This window comes from Rothia sp. HMSC072B03 (genome assembly GCF_001809565.1).
GTDB classification, from domain to species: Bacteria; Actinomycetota; Actinomycetes; order Actinomycetales; family Micrococcaceae; genus Rothia; species Rothia mucilaginosa_A.
Map to the genome: position 1 here is coordinate 79946 of NZ_KV797963.1, position 14894 is coordinate 94839.

At 63.5% G+C, this 14894-nt stretch carries 12 protein-coding genes and 1 tRNA gene; 1 reads left to right on the top strand and 12 read right to left on the bottom strand.

Features of this window, described 5'->3' with window-relative positions; translation table 11 throughout:
- Window positions 1-258: 258 nt before the first annotated feature.
- The 7 genes from dxr to rpsB form a co-directional block, all read right to left on the bottom strand.
- Window positions 259-1584, bottom strand: a complete 1326-nt coding sequence (dxr, locus tag HMPREF2630_RS00515) for a 1-deoxy-D-xylulose-5-phosphate reductoisomerase (RefSeq protein ID WP_049344363.1) — start codon at window positions 1582-1584, stop codon at window positions 259-261.
- Window positions 1585-1724: 140 nt separating this feature from the next.
- Window positions 1725-2312 (bottom strand): cell division protein DivIVA, encoded by a 588-nt coding sequence (locus HMPREF2630_RS00520; RefSeq protein ID WP_070482833.1) that lies wholly within the window; start codon window positions 2310-2312, stop codon window positions 1725-1727.
- 227 nt (window positions 2313-2539) lie between these two features.
- On the bottom strand, window positions 2540-3385 hold the full coding sequence (locus HMPREF2630_RS00525; RefSeq protein WP_049344361.1) for a phosphatidate cytidylyltransferase: 846 nt from the start codon (window positions 3383-3385) through the stop codon (window positions 2540-2542).
- A 79-nt stretch (window positions 3386-3464) separates the two neighbouring features.
- Window positions 3465-4022 carry a ribosome recycling factor gene (gene frr / locus HMPREF2630_RS00530; protein ID WP_049332817.1) on the bottom strand — a complete coding sequence of 186 codons (558 nt, stop codon included), beginning with the start codon at window positions 4020-4022 and terminating at the stop codon, window positions 3465-3467.
- Window positions 4023-4287: 265 nt separating this feature from the next.
- Window positions 4288-5031, bottom strand: coding sequence for a UMP kinase (gene pyrH, locus HMPREF2630_RS00535; protein ID WP_049332819.1), 744 nt, complete (start codon window positions 5029-5031; stop codon window positions 4288-4290).
- Between the two features lie 187 nt (window positions 5032-5218).
- Window positions 5219-6049, bottom strand: coding sequence for a translation elongation factor Ts (tsf, locus tag HMPREF2630_RS00540; RefSeq protein WP_049332821.1), 831 nt, complete (start codon window positions 6047-6049; stop codon window positions 5219-5221).
- 150 nt (window positions 6050-6199) lie between these two features.
- Window positions 6200-6997, bottom strand: coding sequence for a 30S ribosomal protein S2 (gene rpsB / locus HMPREF2630_RS00545; RefSeq protein ID WP_049332822.1), 798 nt, complete (start codon window positions 6995-6997; stop codon window positions 6200-6202).
- 524 nt (window positions 6998-7521) lie between these two features.
- Between rpsB and HMPREF2630_RS00550 the strand changes: the two genes are divergently transcribed.
- Entirely contained in the window at window positions 7522-8124 is a 603-nt protein-coding gene (locus HMPREF2630_RS00550; RefSeq protein ID WP_080978766.1) for a M23 family metallopeptidase, read from the top strand.
- A gap of 163 nt (window positions 8125-8287) precedes the next feature.
- On the opposite strand, the gene HMPREF2630_RS00555 is transcribed toward HMPREF2630_RS00550, so the two are convergent.
- From HMPREF2630_RS00555 to HMPREF2630_RS00575, 5 genes are all read right to left on the bottom strand, one after another.
- Window positions 8288-10561 carry a proline-rich domain-containing protein gene (locus HMPREF2630_RS00555; RefSeq protein WP_049344359.1) on the bottom strand — a complete coding sequence of 758 codons (2274 nt, stop codon included), beginning with the start codon at window positions 10559-10561 and terminating at the stop codon, window positions 8288-8290.
- Between the two features lie 10 nt (window positions 10562-10571).
- Complete coding sequence (locus HMPREF2630_RS00560; protein ID WP_049344357.1) at window positions 10572-11504, bottom strand: hypothetical protein; 933 nt, start codon at window positions 11502-11504, stop codon at window positions 10572-10574.
- Window positions 11505-11768: 264 nt separating this feature from the next.
- Window positions 11769-11842, bottom strand: a tRNA-Ile gene (locus tag HMPREF2630_RS00565).
- Window positions 11843-12021: 179 nt separating this feature from the next.
- Window positions 12022-13227, bottom strand: a complete 1206-nt coding sequence (locus HMPREF2630_RS00570; protein ID WP_049344355.1) for a glycosyltransferase — start codon at window positions 13225-13227, stop codon at window positions 12022-12024.
- Between the two features lie 327 nt (window positions 13228-13554).
- Window positions 13555-14427: a phage holin family protein gene (locus HMPREF2630_RS00575; protein ID WP_049344352.1), complete on the bottom strand. Its 873-nt coding sequence runs from the start codon at window positions 14425-14427 to the stop codon at window positions 13555-13557.
- Between the last annotated feature and the right edge of the window lie 467 nt (window positions 14428-14894).

The window sequence follows — 14894 nt, forward strand, 5'->3', positions numbered from 1 at the left end:
GGGCACCCGTCACCCGGACGCTCCGCCCTCTCCTCGCTCCGCATCGGAGAGCGTCCGTGTGACACCCTGAGGGCGCATCCGGAAAACACGGCGCGCCACCTCGGGTAGCCTAGCGTGCGGGTGGAGGGGCGGTGTCGTCCGAAGTGACATCAGGGTGCCCGAAGCGAAGCGAGGGCGGGTGCCCCTGTAGGAACGAGGACGAACACCAGCCCCTCCACGCCGCATCCCATAGAAATGCGAATACCGCCCCAGAACCGGTTAGTTGCCGGTCATGCCCAGCAGCTCATTCGCGCGAACGCGAGCCCAACGCTCCGCGTTCAGCACCGCCTCCAGCGTCAGGTCAGCGTCGGAGACAGCCTCGGCGCTGCCGGTGTGCTCCTCCAGCACGCGTGCCACCGAATCGACAATGTCGGTAAAGCGAATCGCGCCCGCGTGGAATGCCGCCACGGCTTCCTCATTGGCGGCGTTGAACACTGCCGGGTGGGTGCCGCCAATCTTGCCGGCTTCCTTGATCATGCGCACGGCGGGGAATGCTTCCTCGTCCAGCGGCTCAAAAGTCCAGGATGCAGCCTTCGACCAGTCGCATGCGGGCACCGCGCCGGGGATGCGGTGCGGCCAGGTCAGACCCAGCGCGATGGGCAGAACCATGCTCGGCGGGGACGCCTGCGCAATGGTCGAGCCGTCCACGAACTGCACCATGGAGTGCACGATGGACTGCGGGTGAACCGCCACGTCGATACGGTCCAGGTCCACGCCGAACAGGTGGTGTGCCTCAAGCACTTCGAGTGCCTTGTTGACCATGGTTGCCGAGTTGGTGGTGACGACCAGGCCCATGTCCCAGGTGGGGTGTGCGAGCGCCTGCGCGGGGGTCACGTCGTGCAGCTGTTCACGCTTGTAGCCGCGGAACGGGCCACCCGATGCGGTGAGGATGAGTCGGTCGATTTCTGCGTCGGTTCCGGAGGCGAGCGCCTGGGCGATGGCGGAGTGTTCGGAGTCGACGGGCACCATGGGAATATCCAGGGGCGAGGCGTCCACGGCGGCGCGTACGAGCGGGCCGCCTGCGATGAGGGATTCCTTGTTGGCGAGCGCCACGCGGTAGCCACTGTTGAGGGCGGTGAGGGTCGGTTCCAGGCCGATGGAGCCGGTGATGCCGTTCAGGACGGTGTCTGCCGGGTGCGCTGCCGCCTGTACGGATGCTTCGGCGCCGTGAGCGATCTGCGGGGTGTAGCCGGTGACGCCGGCTTCGGAGGCTGCTGCCTCGATGAGTTCGCGGAGGCGCTGCGCGTCTTCGGCGGTGCCGCTGGTGGCGACCAGCTCGGCGCGCACGTGCACTGCCTGGCGTGCGAGCAGTTCGAGGGAGCGGGAACCCGCCGAAAGGGCGACGACCTTCAGCGGTGCGTCGGCTGCGGAGGCGCTGGTGCCCTTGAGCGCGGCGAGATGGTCGATGACCTCCATGGCTTGGGTGCCGATGGAGCCGGTCGAGCCGAGGAGGGTGACGCGCTGCGGTGTGCGGGTGAGTTCTGTGAGGGCGTCGGTGAGGCGGTCGCGGCTGCCGCCGACGTGTTCTGAGGATCCAAACTTCATGGTTCTAGTGTCTCACGAGCTCGCGGCTTCGCTGCGGCACGCTGGCTCGTCTCCGCATAGACCCTTCCGCGTAGAAGAGATCTCAGCATAGAATAATCCCCCGCCCTGTCGTCCGGGGCGGGGGATTCAACACATACGTTTTAGAGCAGGTCCTGCAGCAGCTCAATGCAGCGGTCCAAGAAGGCGTCCACCTGCGTCTCGTCGTAGCTGACGGTGCCCGATGCCGGGCGGAACATCGCGTGGCGCACGACCGAAGGGTCGAGGGGCTCTTCGCTGTTGAGCTGGGCGTACACGTGGTCGCAGACGGCGTCCACATCGCCAACGAAGTAGCCCATGTAGCGGCGCTTGCTGGGGCGGCGGAAACGCTCACCGGCGGGACGCTCCAGGCGGCCGGCGAGCAGCTCACCGGTCTCCACGAGGGAGCGTTCCCAGTTGTCCAGGCCGTACGCCTCGATGTAGCGGCTGCGCTCGAGCTTGGCGAAGCGCTCCTCAATCTTTTCGAGGGCGCGATCAACCACGTCGAGCTTATAGCCGCCGGGCTCCTCGCGGAAGATGACCTGACGAATCCGTCGGGAGGTGTAGAGATCTTCGGGGAGCTCGGCTGCTCCGCTGAGCTTTTCGTAGTCCTCGGCGAGGCGGGTGAAGAGGCGGTCTACTTCGCTGCGCTTGTAGCCGGGGTCGGTTTCTCCGGCGCGGGCAAATCCGCCTCCGCGGGTGGTGCTGGCCAAGGTGACTCCTCTCAACGATTGAGCTTTAAGAATACCAACGTCGAGGCCGCATCGTGCAAGAACCTGCGGGCCATGTCTCAGATGCACACCGTGCATCCGCCGCCGCGCGTGCCAACGCCTACCCAGACCGCCCGGACGCGCGGGGCCCGGTACGAGCCTTCCGGCACGCAAAGCGGGGTGCCCCTCCCCCGCTGTGGGAGAGAAACACCCCGCTAAACGTCACGCCCTTAGAGGGGCATCACGAAGGCGAAGATGAGGCAGCCGGCGGCGGCCGCGAACAGAACCGAGTCGAGGCGGTCCATCATGCCGCCGTGGCCGGGTAGGATATTCGACATGTCCTTCACACCCATGCGGCGCTTGAAGACGGATTCCACCAGGTCGCCGGCGGTGGAGGCAATCACCATCACCGCGGCGAAGGGAATACCCCAGAACCAGGGCGAACCCATCACGGCAAAAGCGATGGAAGCGACCAGGGCCGAGCCGACGAAGGAACCGGTCAGGCCCTCCCAGCTCTTCTTCGGCGAAATTCGCGGCGCCATGGGGTGCTTGCCCCAGTTCACGCCGGCGATGTAGCCGAAGGTGTCGTTGCTGATGGCCATGAGCAGGATCATGAGGATTCCCTGCACGCCGTGCTCGCTCCGGAAGTACACCATCGCGGTACCCAGCATGAGGGGAATCCACAGCACGGCCAGCAGGCCGCCGGCCCAGGACCTCAGCGGCGACACCCTGCGGTCGGCCCGAGGAGCATACGAAGCCAGCAGAAGCAGCAGCAGGGTCACGCCCACCGCAAGCCACAGCCCGCCGAATCCCGCGGCGTAACCGCAGGCCACCGACACCGTTGAGAGGATCCCCAGCGGGACGGCGGGGATGCCGTAGCCGCGGCGGGTGTTGAGGACCGTAGTCACTTCCCAGACGCCTATCCCGGCGGCCACGGCGGCAAAGGCCACCAGGACCGGCTGGATGAAAAGGCCCAGCACCAGGACGAGGCCGAAGCTCACACCCACGCCAATGGCGGCGGGTAGGTTGCGGCCTGCCTTGGAGGCGGGCTTAGCATTCTCAGAAGTAGTGTTCATTCTCTGTCCCCGGTTGGCGGGGCAGAGCGGCGTGCGCTGCTGTCCCTTCCTTCGCTTCGTTGCGTGTCGTGATGAGGATTTAGACCTCGAGGAGCTCGGCTTCCTTGTGCTTGTACAGAGCGTCGATCTGCTCGACGTGCTTCTTGGTCAGAGCGTCCAGATCCTTCTCGGCGCGTGCGCCCTCGTCCTCACCGATCTCGCTGTCCTTGACGAGCTTGTCGATGGAGGTCTTGGCGTGGCGGCGCACGTTACGGATCGAGATGCGTGCCTCCTCAGCCTTCTGGTTGACGAGCTTGGTGTACTCCTTGCGGCGCTCGGCGGTCATTTCGGGCATGACCACGCGGATTGCGGCGCCGTCGTTGCTGGGGTTAACGCCCAGGTCGGAGTCGCGCAGTGCCTTCTCGATGGCGGCCAGGGCGGTCACGTCGAAGGGAACAATCTTGACGGTGCGTGCGTCTTCAACGTTGAAGGACACCAGCTGCTGCAGAGGGGTGGGAGCGCCGTAGTACTCGGCGGTCAGGCCGCTGAAGATGGCGGGGTTCACGCGGCCGGTGCGGACCTTTGCGAACTCGGTCTTGGTTGCTTCGATGGTCTTTTCCATCTTCTCGCCGGCTTCGGCAAGGATTTCTTCGATCACGGAAGGATCTCCTTAGTCGTAATTCTGGTGTGCAGAATTGTCGGTGGGGCGCGTTCCTCACCCTCCCGTTTCTCTGCCGCACGCACTCCGGGGCGTCAGACCCCAAATATGCGGAGGAGGCATGAACACGTACGAAAGATGGTGAACGCCGTGGTTTCTATCAGTTTAGACGGTACCGGCGGGCAGGGCGAGTTAGGCTCTACCCGCTCGGTACCGTGACGTTATTGCGCGCCCGAAAGCGCGGTTTGGCGGGTCGGATGCGCCCCTAGCGGGTGACGAGGGTACCCATCTTCTCGCCCAGGATTGCGCGGGTCACGTTGCCCTCGCCCTGCATGCCGAACACGCGCATCGTCACGTTGTTGTCGCGGCACAGGGAGAACGCGGTCTGGTCCAGCACGCGGATGTTGCGCTGCATTGCCTCGTCGTAGGTGAGGTTGTACAGGCGCTCAGCGTTGGGGTCCTTGTTGGGGTCAGCGGTGTAGATGCCGTCCACACCGTTCTTGGCGACCAGCACCTCGTCGGCGTGGATTTCCAGGGCGCGCTGGGCGGCCACGGTGTCGGTGGAGAAGTAGGGCAGACCCGCACCGGCACCGAAAATCACGACGCGGTCCTTCTGCATGTGGCGGATGGCGCGGCGAGGAATGTAGGTCTCTGCAACCTGCGGCATGGTGATGGCGGACTGAACGCGGGTGTCAATGCCCTCCTGCTCCAGGAAGTCCTGCAGGGCCAGGGAGTTCATGACGGTGCCGAGCATGCCCATGTAGTCCGCGCGGGAGCGGTCCATACCGGCCTGCGAGAGCTCTGCGCCACGGAAGAAGTTGCCGCCGCCGATCACGATGGAGGTCTCGACCTCGCCGACGGTTGCGGCGATCTGCTTGGCGATGCTGCGAACCACCTCGGTAGAGATGCCAACTTCACCGCCGCCAAAAACCTCACCGGAGAGCTTGAGCAGCACGCGGCGGCGGCCGGTATCATCACGGTGCATCGGGCGGGGATTCGCTTCAGTCATGGTTCCTCCAGTGGCTTTTATTCGAAGAGTTATGTGGGCGGGTTTAGGCCGCCCGGTCCCTATCAAGGATACAGCAAAGCCGGGTAGCCACCACTGGTGACTACCCGGCTCAACGCTATAATCCAAACCTCAGTTTTCGCCCCTTATCGAAGCGAATCGGTTTAGACGCAGAACGTGCGGTCGTTCCTTATGCACCCACGCGGAAACGTGCGAATGCGGTTGCGGTTGCGCCAGCCTCGGACAGGACCTGTGCAACAGACTTCTTGGAGTCCTTTGCGAAGTCCTGATCCAGCAGGGTGTTCTCCTTGAAGAAGCCCTTCAGGCGACCCTCAACGATCTTGTCCAGAATCTTCTCGGGCTTGCCCTCAGCGATTGCGGTCTCGCGAGCAACGCGCTTCTCGGTCTCAACCTGATCGGCGGGGATGGACTCGGAGTCCAGGTACTTGGGGCTCATTGCAGCAATGTGGACTGCAACGTCGTGTGCAATCTCGTCGGTGTTCTCACCGGAGACAGCCAGCAGAACGCCAACCTGTGCGGGCAGGTCCTTGGAGGTCTTGTGCAGGTACACTGCAACGTTCTCGCCCTCAACGCGTGCAATGCGGCGGACAACGATCTTCTCGCCCAGCAGTGCGCCGGCGTCGGTGGTCAGCTCCTCAACGGTCTTGCCCTCGTAGGTTGCAGCCTTCAGCTCTTCCAGGGTGGAAGCGTCTGCGGCAATAGCGGCCTCGAGCACGTTCTGGCCGAAAGCGATGAAGGGGTCGGACTTTGCCACGAAGTCGGTCTCGGAGTTGACCTCAACCATGTAGCCAACGCCGTTCTCGACGCGTGCAGCCACCAGGCCCTCAGCGGTTGCGCGGCCCTCGCGCTTGGTGATGCCCTTCAGACCCTTAACGCGGATGATCTCGGCAGCCTTCTGCTGGTCGCCGTTTGCCTCGTCCAGAGCCTTCTTGACGTCGAGCATACCTGCGCCGGTCTTCTCGCGCAGTGCCTTGATGTCTGCTGCGGTGTAGTTCGCCATTGTGAACTCCTTGTGTTGCTGTAATAATCGGGAAATTTCCCGGTGGTACTATGGCGGACGGCGCCGCGCCCAGGTCAGGGCGGGCGCCGTCCGAACGTGGTCCCCACGGGCGGGGGCCACAAAGCATAAAGCTTAGTGGGCTAAGAAAGCTTACTTAGCTGCCTCTTCAGCCTTTGCAGCCTCGTGCTGCTCCAGGAGCTCGCGCTCCCAAGCTGCCATGGGCTCCTCAGCTGCTTCGGTCTTGCCGTTCTTCTTAGCGTTGCGCTCGATCAGGCCGGCTGCAACAGCGTCAGCAATCACGCGGGTCAGCAGGTTGACGGAGCGGATAGCGTCGTCGTTACCGGGGATCGGGAAAGCAACTTCGTCGGGGTCGCAGTTGGTGTCGAGGATAGCAACAACGGGGATGCCCAGCTTCTGAGCCTCGTTAACTGCCAGGTGCTCCTTCTTGGTGTCAACGACCCACAGGAGGGAGGGAACCTTGGTCAGGTTGCGGATACCGCCGAGGGTCTTCTCGAGCTTCTCGAACTCGCGACGCATCAGGAGCAGTTCCTTCTTGGTGTAGCGAGAGCCTGCCACATCGTCGAAGTCAATCTGCTCGAGTTCCTTCATGCGCTCGATGCTCTTGGAGATGGTGCTGAAGTTGGTCAGCATACCACCGAGCCAGCGGTGGTTCACGTAGGGCATGTTCACGCGGGTTGCCTGCTCAGCGATAACTTCCTGAGCCTGCTTCTTGGTGCCGACGAACAGGATGTTGCCACCGTGTGCGACGGTCGACTTAACAGCCTCGTATGCCTTGTCGATGAAGGCGAGGGACTGCTGCAGGTCGATGATGTAGATGCCGTTGCGCTCGGTCAGGATGAAGCGCTTCATCTTGGGGTTCCAACGGCGGGTCTGGTGACCGAAGTGAACGCCGGAATCCAGCATTTCACGCATAGTTACGACGGGCATGTCGTCTCCTTTGTGGTGCCGCGCGGACCTCCCATTCGGGCTAGCCCAACGCGCGCATAGTAGTTATCAGTTTCTCCTGGCGGCGATTAGCGTTCACGGTTGCCCGTTCAGCTCAGGCCCTAACCACCCGGATGGGTGGACCGAAGGTCCCTTATCGGCCCCCTTTTCTAGGGGTGCCGCTCACGCCGCGCGTCGTCAGTGATGCCCCACGGGCTCCCCTCGAGGGAGAGAATATCCGCGCAGGCGCACTGCAATACGAAATTGTACCGTATTTTTTGCGATTAATCCGCAAGAAGAGGCTTAACGCCCTTCCCGGCCGTTCCGCTGTGTTGAGCGGCACTGTGGATCAAGGATTTTCTACCGAAACCGACGGGTTTATCCACATTTCTCGACGCGGTGTGGCGGCTCCATCGGATACATGATGAGCTCAATCTATGAAGACCGCATTGAAGACCCTAGAGCGAGCGCTACGATGCCTTGCCCTCCTGGCCTGCTGCCTGCTGGGTGCGGGCAGCCAGAGCTATATGAACGAAACGGGTGCTGAGGTAGCCGAGGCTGTTGCCGCCTCGGTAACGGAGGCGCCGGGCCCCCACGCTGCGGGCAGTGCAGATCCACACGCCGTTGAGCTCGTCGCCGGCCGCACACGCTACCACTCCCCCACCGCGGACTCCGCTCCGCGGGTTATCCACCCCTTCGAGAAACCCGCCCAGCGCTGGAGCGCCGGGCACCGCGGGGTGGATCTGGCCGTGCCCGACCGCGACCGGCACGTCTACGCGCCGGCGCCGGGAAGAGTGGTGTTCAGCGGTACGGTCGTCAACCGAAAAGTGCTGGTCATTGCCCATCCGGACGGTCGGCGCAGCACCTTCGAGCCCATGGACGAGGCGCTCCCGGTCGGCACCGAGGTAACGGCCGGGGATGCCGTCGGCACCGTTGCCGCCCCGGAGAGCACTGGCGAGAACGGCGAGCGCCCCTACCGGCGATGCTCCGCCCCGTGCCTGTACTGGGGCGTGCGTCAGGGAGGTGCCCGCGGGGACGGCAGCGGACGCGAGGCCGAATACGTGAACCCCATGAGCCTGCTGGGTTCGCAAGATCCCAGTATTTTGCTTCCGGTACCGGGCGGGTACTAGCCTCGGGCCGCGGTGATGCTCTCCCCCTCTGGGGATTGAAAGACTCCCGCAGGCAGCTGGATACAGCGATGGCCCGTCGCCTCCCTTTGGGAGACAACGGGCCACAAACCTCGCACTGAACTACGCTCCCGGTGGGGAGCTACGTCCGGAGGTTGGTCGCTACCTACTGGAGCACATCGCCGTCAGTATCGCCGAACTGAGTCGGCTGAGCAGGCTGCTGCTGACCGTACTGCGGCTGAGCAGGCTGCTGCGGAGCATCCTGAGCGGGAGCCTGAGCGGGCATGGCAACCGTCGGGTCAGCCTCGCCCTGCACGGGCTGGGCCGCACCGGACTGTGCTGCACCGGGCTGGGCTGCACCGGGCTGTGCTACGGTCTGGGGGCTGAAGACCTGCGTGGGCGAGTCGTCCCCGGCAGCGTAAGCGGCACCCTGCTGCGGCTGGTAGCCTCCCTGTGCCGGGTAGGCCGCCTGCTGCTGGTATGCATCCTGAGCCGGAGCACCCTGAGCAGGAGCGGCGTAACCCTGAGCAGCGCCATAGGCTGCGCCAGCAGCACCGGCCGCGGCGGGAGCGGTCGCAGCGTAAGCGGCGGCGGTTGCCTCACGACGCTCACGGCCCTTCGCGCGGGCGGCCGCAATCTTCTTGCGGAAGAGGAACAGCAGAATCAGGCCGGCCAGAACCAGAGCCAGGATAATGCCGTTCACAATCAGGTCGGTCATGCTCAGACCGGAAGCCGGGATCTGCAGGTCGCGAGTCGCGAACACGCCGCGATCGCTCTTCATGCTCAGCTCGCCGCCGTTGACGGTGAACTCAATGCCCGCCTCCACGTATCGGGGGTTCGCGGTGCGCACCTTCTGCTGATCCAGCGAGGAGAAGGCCGGGGCCTTGAAGGTGAACTCGAAGGGAACCTGGTAGTAGCTACTACCCATCTTCGAAGCCGGATTGACCTCGGGGCGCACCGTGTAGTCGGAGCCGAAGGGGTGGTAACCGCCCTCGCGAGTCACGGTGATCTTCGAGCCGTTCAGGTAGGAGCCCAGACGCTGGTTGAACTCGTCCTGGTCCTTGCCACGAATCTTCACGCTCACGATGGTGGAGTCGCCGTCCTGACGAACCTCGGTCTCGTCATCGCCGCCACCGGCCAGGGAGTCCTTGAGCTTCTGCTCAGCACCGGCGATGTCGCTCGTGGGGAAGGAGTAGAGGATGCGTGCCTCCATCGAGCCGTCCAGACCCAGGGAGGTCGCCATCTTCACGTTCTTCATCGTCACGGTCTTCGAAGAGACGAGGGTGAAGGTGGGCATCGTCTTATTCGAGGTGCTGGACGAAGAGCTTGAGGAGCTCGAAGAGCTGGAAGATGCACTGCTGTAGCTGTCACCATCGCTGTTCTTCAGCGAGAGGGCAACGCCGTAGCCCTCCGGGGAGCACAGCAGGGAGCAGTCCAGGGTGCCGGAGACGGTCTTCTCAACCTTGAAGACGTGGGATTCCTCGGTCACGTCGCGAGTGAAGGTCAGGTCGGTGGTGCTTGCGCCGAGCACCTTCTTGATCTTATCGCTCAGGTCCTGCGAGGAGGAGGCGTGGAAGGTCATGGTGCGACCAATCTCTTCCTTGGCGGCATTCGTCGAAGCGGAGGGAGCGTAGCTCTTTGCCTCGGAAGCGTCCAGGCCCTTCTTCAGCTCAGCACCGTCGGGCTTGACCTGGTTCAGGAATGCGTCGACCGCAGAGGAAGTCTCGGAGCTCATAATTTCCTTCGCGATGAAGGAAATCACGACATCGTAGCCGCCATCCTTCTCGGAAGCCTGAATCAGAACGCCCTTGAAGCCGCGGTCCTGCACGTCCTTAGCGGAAATAGTGGAACCGCCGGAGTTCTTCACTTCCTTATCGCCGAACTTCACGGTGGTGTCGCCGTCGCTGCTGAACACGCTGCTCTTACGCGAGGACTCAATCACACCGTCGACCACGAGGGCCTCCGGAACCCAGCCCAGCAGCTCCTTCGAGGTGAAGTTCTCCTTCACCTGGATGCCCTGCACCAGGCCCTGGCTAGAGTTGATGATGCTAATCTGCGGTTCGGTATCGGTGCCGGAAGCCTTCAGGATGCTGGCCACCTTGGAGCGGTACTCGTCAATCGACGAGAAGGGTAGGGTGAAGGTCGCGCGGGCCTTGTCGCCCTCGGACTGGATACCGCCGTACTCAAGGCCGCTAGGCAGGTGCTTGCGGAGGGAGGCGTCCAGAGCCTGGGTGCCGCCCTTGATCTTGTCCTGGTTGTCCTTGAGGTCGAAGGAAACCTGCATGGTGCGAACGCCCTTATCGGCGCTTTCGAGGCCAAGCTGGGTCTCAATCTTCGCACCGCAGGCGCTCAGAATCAGGGCCGCAATGGTCAGCAGAACGGCCAGGAGCATCCAGCGCTGGCGGGAGCCACGCTGAACGGAATAAGTCAGAGTCTGCATACGGGTTTCCTTAGTTGAGCATGCGGAAGGTAATGAAGTACACAACCATCACGGCGAGCACCCACGCGGTGCTCAGCAGCGCGTGCATGATGACCGGAGACTTAGCGAAGCGGCCCAGACGGTTCAGACCCAGGTAGATGAGTGCCTCACCCGAGAACACTGCGAAGGACATCACCAGGCCCAGCAGCACAAAGATGAACCCGAAGCCCTCGTTGCTGCTGACACCGCGCATGAAGAGAGCCACCAGGCTCAGAAGAATGTACGTGGGGATTAGGGGCAGACACGAAACCGCCACTACCTGCATCGAGGACGAGAAGTTCGCCGGAGCCTTACCGATGCGTGCGGTCAGCAGAATCTGCACGCCGCGCAGAATCAGCACCACGGCAGAAACCACGAGGAACACCAGGAAGGCAAGGAAGACCTGACCGAAGGTAATCTTGTAAGCCACCAGGGCGTAGGCATCACGCACTGCGAACTTCACGAAGCCTAGCGACAGCTGGGTGAGGAAGAACGCCGAGATAATGGCCTGCAGAAGGCTGGGGATAGCCCAACCCCACAGGCCGGAGGCGGCCAGACGGGACTGTGCGGGGCCGGGCTTGCCGGCGAAGACCTCCAGGAACGCATCCCAGCTTGCACGCAGAGCCGTCACGAAGGGGTTCGGCGCGGCGGGTGCGTAGACCGCCTGCGCGGGCTGACCGGGCTGAGCACCCGGGTAGGCCTGGCCCTGGACCGGCGGAATCGGCTGGCCGGCGGGCTGCTGAGGCTGCGCGCCCTGGGCGGGAGCACCCTGCTGAGCCGGCTGGGTGGGCTGCGCCGGCTGAGCTGCCTGCGCGGGCTGGCCCGTCAGCGAAGCATCCTGCGTGGGTCGGGCTCCAGCATCGTAGCCGTAGCCCGCTGCGGCAGAATCGCCCTGCTGCGGGTTGTGGGGAGTGTTCTCTGACATTGAGATCCTCTCGTATGGTGTGTCTGTCAATGATGCGAGCCTACCGGTATCTTCCGTACCCAAGGTGCAATCACGGTCTCTCTTTACATGAGACTCTTCCACAGTACCCTATCAACCGCAGGTGCGCTCTCCGCGCGGTCATTTATCTAAACCTAGGGCATGACTAGGGAGGTCACCTCAACGCCTACCGATACGAGCATCCTATATCTCAGACGCAGAAAGCCCCGCCCGTCGACAAGTGGGTGAAGTCGACGGACGGGGCCGTAGGGAGTGCGGGGCTCGAACCCGCGACCAAGGGATTATGAGTCCCCTGCTCTAACCGGCTGAGCTAACTCCCCATCCGGTGCAGGCATCGCCTATTATCTCGCGAGCGCACCATCATCTAGGGTACCCGAAGGCACTCCCAGAGTGAAAAACATTGCGATCCGGTCCTCGGCGCTCCGCTCCCCCGCTCGCCGACCACGACGAAGCGGGCTGGGAACGGGCCGCCCCGGGAGCCCTGAACCGTTCGGGACCGTTAGCGGCGGGAAGCCAGGTAACGCTCGTAGGGCGCGTCGCTCACGTAGAGCTCCTCGAAGGTACGCCAGGTGTTCTCTGCGCTGTGGAATCCCACGATGCGGCGAGATTCGCGGCCCATCTGCTCGCGCTCCTCAGCGGGCAGGGAGATGATTGCCTCCAGCTTCTCCGCCAGGTCCTTCGCGTTATTCGGCTCGAAGAGGTAGCCGTTGACGCCCTGCTCGACCAGGTGGGGCAGGGCCAGGGCGTTAGCGAGAACCACCGGGGTGGAGGCGCTCATTGCTTCCAGCGAGACCAGGGACTGCAGCTCTGCGGTGCCGGGCTGGCAGAAGATGTCGGCCATCTGGTAGACCTCGGGCAACTGATCGTCGGGCACGAAACCGCGGAAAATCACGCGGTCGGCCACGCCGCAGTCATGCGCCTTCTGCTCGAGGGCCTCGCGCAGCTCGCCGTCGCCGGAGATATCCAGTACCACGTGGTCGTACGAGTCGGGCAGCATCGAGAAGGCCTCGATGAGAACGTCCACGTTCTTCTCCTCGGCCAGGCGGCCCACGAAGGCGATGCGCAGCTCGCCGGGGACCTTGCCGATATCCGTGCCCTCGGCCAGCTCGTAGTCGCTAATTTCGATACCGTTCGAGACGGGCATGACGGGGTGGGTAAAGTGGCCCAGGTCGCGCATTGCATCGGCACCAATCTGGGTGGGAGTCGTGACCACGGCGGTACGAGCGAAGCAGAAGCGCATGTCCTTCCAGGTGCAGCGGTCAATCAGACGCTTGACGGGTGCGGGGAAGGGCAGGAACGGGTCCAGGTTGGCGGGCATGAAGTGGTTGGTTGCGATAACGCGGATACCGCGGCGCTTCGCCTGGAAGATGAGGGCGCGACCAATAATGTAGTGGCACTGCACGTGCACGGCGTCCGGGCGGACCTCGTCAAGAATCTTGCCGACCTCGGACCAGATTTCCCAGGGCACGCAGATGCGGTTGGTCTCGTGGGTCGGGGGCAGGTGCGAGCGTAGACGGTGCTCAACGATGCCGCCCTCGACCTCGGTGCGGTAGCTGGGGCCGGGGATGGGGCTGGCGGCCACCACGTGCACGGAGTGGCCTCGCTTGAGCATGGCGTTTGCGAGGCGGTGCCCGAATTGTGCCGCGCCGTTAATATCCGGCGGGTAGGTCTCTGCGCCAATCAGAATCGTCTTTGCCTGGTCCATGACGGGGCTCCTCATCGGGTGTAGTGTGTCGGTGACTGGGTTGGGTGGCGGCTATCGCCGGAACCGTTCCTGTGTGCCGTATCTGCCTGTGGTCGCCGCGCGCGGAGGGGGCATCCTGTGGTGCACGACATTTGTCCATTCTACCGGGGACTCGCCGCGTTATCCGACCTGCGGGGCGGGTTGACCCCTGGGAATTGCCCCAAAAAGGTAGCTACCGCCCCCGCGGAGGCAGGTTGCGGGTTTCTCGGGTACGACAACGCCCCGACGGGCGGGGCCTGTCGGGGCGTTTGTTACTCGACCGGTGGTCGCGCGTGGGCGGTAATTCGCTTAGCGGCGGACCAGGCGGTTGAGGAAGTGCAGGACGGTCGCGATGGATGCGCCCAGCGCTGCGAAGGACTTCCAGCGAGCCTGCAGAACCTCGGGCTTGCGCACGTTCTCTGCCAGGCCGCGGCCGGTTGCTGCTGCACCTGCGGCAACCTCGGAGGGCACTGCCTTGAGAGCGTCCAGAGCCTGCTGGGTGTTGGCCTGAACGTCGCCGGTGTAGGACTGCAGGTCGTCGCGCAGGGCGGCCAGGTGCTGGCGGCGCTCTGCGGTGCGCTGCTTGAGCTCTTCGAAGGTCGGCGGCTTGGGCTCTTCCTCACCGCGTGCCTTGCGCTCTTCAGCTTCCTGACGTGCGCGTTCTGCAGCCTCTTCGGCTTCCTTAGCCTTCTGGGCGGCACGCTCTGCCTGTTCCTTCTTCAGGCGCTCAGCGGACATGGCGGTGCCTTCCTTGAGCACGCCGAGGTCGAAGAGCAGACCGAAGATTGCGGATTCGGGCTTGAAGGGCAGCTGCGCCTTGACCTTCTTGAGGCCGACCAGCGCGCAGATGGCCACGACGATCAGGAAGATGAGGGCAAAAATCAGTGCCGATGCCCAGTACGGCATGACGGTGCCGAGACCGAGGATTGCGGCGGCAACCAGGGCGATGATGAGGAAGAGACCGAAGACGGCGGCAACGCCGAAGAAAGCCGCGCCCTTACCAACGGCAATGCCCTTGGTCTTCAGCTCGTGCTTTGCAATCTGGATCTCGTCCTTGACCTGGCTGGGGCCGAGGGACTTGAAGGTTTTGCCAGCGTCGATGATGTTCGCGACGCCGGACTTAATCCCGCTGATGCCAGCAAAGAACCCCTTGGGTGCCTTGGGATTAGTAGTAGTGGTCATGACCACCTCTCCGTGACTCGTGTTTGGAGGCTTCTGATTCGCACTCCACCTCCTATATTTTAGCCCCTCACTCCAAGTGTTCGTGACCGTTTGAACGGAGGTTACAGCCATCTCTTGGGGTATTTTCGACTTTTTGAGGGGTGAGGTTCAGCCGCGAGCTGAGAAACAGACTGCCCGCGACCTGCGCTAAGAGGGCCGGAGGCTGGTACCCACCGGCGGCGGGAACCTGTCGGAGTTCGGCGACGGCGGCGGGCGAAAAATGGTTCGTTGCCCCCCGACTGGACTCGATACAGCGGGGTGACGGTTTTTCCGAGCGCGCGAGGAACCAAAAATCTTTGCCTCGCCGAGGGCGCAAGCCCGAGGGGTTACTGGTTCTTGGCTTAGAGAGAATGTTCCGACTGGACTCGAAGGGAGCGCCCCAGCGCTCACGTAGGGTGGAGTGGTTACTGGTTCACGGCTTAGAGGGA

Bases quoted from the DNA above. Each gene is read 5' to 3' on its own strand.
- HMPREF2630_RS00525 (WP_049344361.1), bottom strand. From the start codon at position 3,385: ATGAACACTACTTCTGAGAATGCTAAGCCCGCCTCCAAGGCAGGCCGC.
- dxr (WP_049344363.1), bottom strand. From the start codon at position 1,584: ATGAAGTTTGGATCCTCAGAACACGTCGGCGGCAGCCGCGACCGCCTC.
- HMPREF2630_RS00555 (WP_049344359.1), bottom strand. From the start codon at position 10,561: ATGCAGACTCTGACTTATTCCGTTCAGCGTGGCTCCCGCCAGCGCTGG.
- HMPREF2630_RS00560 (WP_049344357.1), bottom strand. From the start codon at position 11,504: ATGTCAGAGAACACTCCCCACAACCCGCAGCAGGGCGATTCTGCCGCA.
- rpsB (WP_049332822.1), bottom strand. From the start codon at position 6,997: ATGCCCGTCGTAACTATGCGTGAAATGCTGGATTCCGGCGTTCACTTC.
- HMPREF2630_RS00550 (WP_080978766.1), top strand. From the start codon at position 7,522: ATGAACGAAACGGGTGCTGAGGTAGCCGAGGCTGTTGCCGCCTCGGTA.
- pyrH (WP_049332819.1), bottom strand. From the start codon at position 5,031: ATGACTGAAGCGAATCCCCGCCCGATGCACCGTGATGATACCGGCCGC.
- HMPREF2630_RS00570 (WP_049344355.1), bottom strand. From the start codon at position 13,227: ATGGACCAGGCAAAGACGATTCTGATTGGCGCAGAGACCTACCCGCCG.
- tsf (WP_049332821.1), bottom strand. From the start codon at position 6,049: ATGGCGAACTACACCGCAGCAGACATCAAGGCACTGCGCGAGAAGACC.
- HMPREF2630_RS00575 (WP_049344352.1), bottom strand. From the start codon at position 14,427: ATGACCACTACTACTAATCCCAAGGCACCCAAGGGGTTCTTTGCTGGC.